General features: G+C 64.7%; 3 protein-coding genes. 1 reads left to right on the top strand and 2 read right to left on the bottom strand.

Translation table 11 applies throughout. The annotated features are described in order from the left end of the window. Positions 1-263, bottom strand: a 263-nt coding sequence (locus EN750_RS29505) for an alcohol dehydrogenase catalytic domain-containing protein (RefSeq protein ID WP_148669946.1), incomplete at its 3' end; no start/stop codon positions are given. Between the two features lie 102 nt (positions 264-365). Here EN750_RS29505 and EN750_RS29500 point away from each other — a divergent pair. Continuing rightward, the gene (locus tag EN750_RS29500) at positions 366-1268 is read left to right on the top strand and encodes a LysR family transcriptional regulator (protein WP_127398856.1); all 903 of its coding nucleotides are present in this window, start codon (positions 366-368) and stop codon (positions 1266-1268) included. 20 nt (positions 1269-1288) lie between these two features. Here the strand turns inward: EN750_RS29500 and EN750_RS29495 are convergent. Continuing rightward, a partial coding sequence (locus EN750_RS29495; protein ID WP_281062338.1) for a CocE/NonD family hydrolase C-terminal non-catalytic domain-containing protein occupies positions 1289-2417 on the bottom strand: 1129 nt, incomplete at its 5' end.

Genomic DNA, 2417 nt, shown 5'->3' with positions numbered 1-2417 from the left:
ACACTGACGCCGTCGCCCGGCGCGAATTCCTTCACGCCGTCGCCTATAGCCTCGATGACACCCGCCGCTTCGAGACCAAGCCCCGAGGGCAGCTTCGGCGTCTCGATATAGGAACCCGCGCGCAGCAGCGCGTCGGCGCGGTTGAGGCCGAGCGCCTTGACGCGGATTTGAACTTCGCACGGGCCCGGTGGGGGAAGCTCGGCATCCTCGATGCGCAGAACCTCAGGGCCGCCATGCTGGTGAAAGCGAACCACACGTGTCATTCGGGATACTCCAAATCAACTGGACCGAATGAGCTATGCAGCTAGGCTGCCCGGGGATAAATGGCTGCACGAGAAGAACAGTAGAAACCAGGAGTTCCGAATATGGATCGGCTCGAAAGCATGGCTGTGTTCGTCAAGGCCGTCGATCTCGGCTCGTTCGCGGCAGCAGCGGTCGCCCTGGACGTCTCGGGACCGATGGTTGGCAAGCATGTCCGGTCTCTCGAAGAACGGCTTGGCGTTCGCCTGCTCAACCGGACCACACGCCGGCAGAGCCTGACCGATTTCGGCCGCGCTTACTATGAACGCTGTCGGGTGGTGCTGGCCGAGGCCGACGCCGCAGATGCGCTCGCCGCCGACCAGTTTTCGGAGCCACGCGGAAAACTGCGCGTCACCATGCCGGCGCATTTCGGTCGCCACTGCGTGACGCCCGTGCTGCTGAAACTCGCCCGGCAATATCCGATGCTGGAACTCGATCTATCTCTCAGCGATCGCTTCGCCGATCTTGCCGAGGATGGCTACGATCTCGCCATTCGGACCGGTGCTCTGGGCGACAAGGCGGGGGTGATCGCACGCCGCGTCGCGCGCCAGGACATGGTCGTCTGCGCCGCACCTTCCTATCTTAGAATTCATGGCGAACCGCGACAGATCGAGGATCTCGCCGACCATCAGGCAATTGTCTACCGCCGGCTCGGCCAGATCATTCAGCCCTGGCTATTTGCGCGAGAGGGGCAACCGGTGCAGGAGATCATACCGACCGGCCGGCTGCGGCTCGACGATCTCGATGCCATCGCTGACGCGGCTGCCGACGGCATGGGCCTTGCCTGGTTGCCCTGGTGGCTGGTGCGCGAGCGCATTGAAGCCGGCGCGCTGGTCGCACTGTTGCCGGACCAGCCTCGATATCTCTACGACTGCCATGCGCTTTGGCTGCAGACGCCGCATCTGCCGCTGAAGGTGCGGTTGGCCGTCGATGCGCTGGCCGCCGCCTTGCCGAAGTCGATGGCCTAACCGCAGCGTCGCAGTCGCTCTCAGTTGAGATCGCGCGGATACTCCTTGACCTCGTTGCGGTCGACGATCAGCTCATCACCATCATGGGCGGTGATGTGGGTCTCGATCCGCCAGACCTTTCGCAGCGCCCTTACCGTCGCCTTCACTGAAAGCCGCACCTGCCAGTCGCCGCGCCCATAGGACTTGTCCCATGTGCAGGTGCCGACCGCCGAGTTCGGATCGTCGGGGTGGATGGTGAACCGGTCGACATGCCTCGCCGCAACGGTCATCTGCGTATGTGGATGCCGCACCGTGCCGCCATCATTGACGACCTGATAGACGGTCTCGCCGGTGACCTGGTCCGTCGACACCGAGCGCTGGAAGCCGCCGCCCTTGGCCAGCACCTCCTGCTCCATCGGCGCGGCGCTTTCCGCGCCCAAGAAAGCCCCCAGCGTGTCGTCCAGCTTCTGCGGTGGGCGCACTGGCAGGATCAGCCGGCTGTCGCCGCAATGGATCGACAGCGTCGCCTGCTCAGCGGTCGGGAAGACAATCGGCCAATGCGATGTCGCAAGCGCCAGCCGGATACGCTCGCCGACCTCGAAACGCTGCCCGCAGCAGCGCAGCTTGACGCGGACGGTCTCCGCCTGGCCCGGCACCATGGGTGCGATGTCCAGATCATCGTTGCGATGGCTCAGATTGAGAATACCGTAGCTGATACGCGAGGCGGCACCTTCAGGAAATACCTGCGACAGCGTGGCGGACAGAAGGGCGACGGGCTTGTCGGAGGAGAGCTTGACCTCGAATTCGGGGAAGCCAAGGATCTCGACCGCATCGGTCAACGGCGCCGTCTCGAAGATCAGGGCATTGCCTTCTTCCATGCGCTGGTCGACCGGCAAGGTCGGCATCACGCCATAGCCGCACCAGGCGCCGGACGACAGGCCGGCCGTCTGTGGCGATGAAACCTCCAGGATCGCGTTTGCGCCCTTGGCTTCGCTCAGCACATGCGGCGCAAGGTTCAGCACCTTTTCGCCGACGCCGGGTCCCGGCCACGCCGGTTCCGCCACCCAGCGGCCGGGCCGCTCGTCATAGATCGCCGCCGGCCGTGCGGGATCCTGGATCCAGGCGCGCAGCATCGGCTCGTCGGCAATGCCGGTGTCGATGCCCTTGAGA

The organism is Mesorhizobium sp. M7A.F.Ca.ET.027.03.2.1, from assembly GCF_003999175.1.
Classification (GTDB): Bacteria; Pseudomonadota; Alphaproteobacteria; order Rhizobiales; family Rhizobiaceae; genus Mesorhizobium.
The sequence above is the reverse complement of the archived record's forward strand: the minus strand, read 5'-3'. Positions and strand labels throughout refer to the sequence as shown.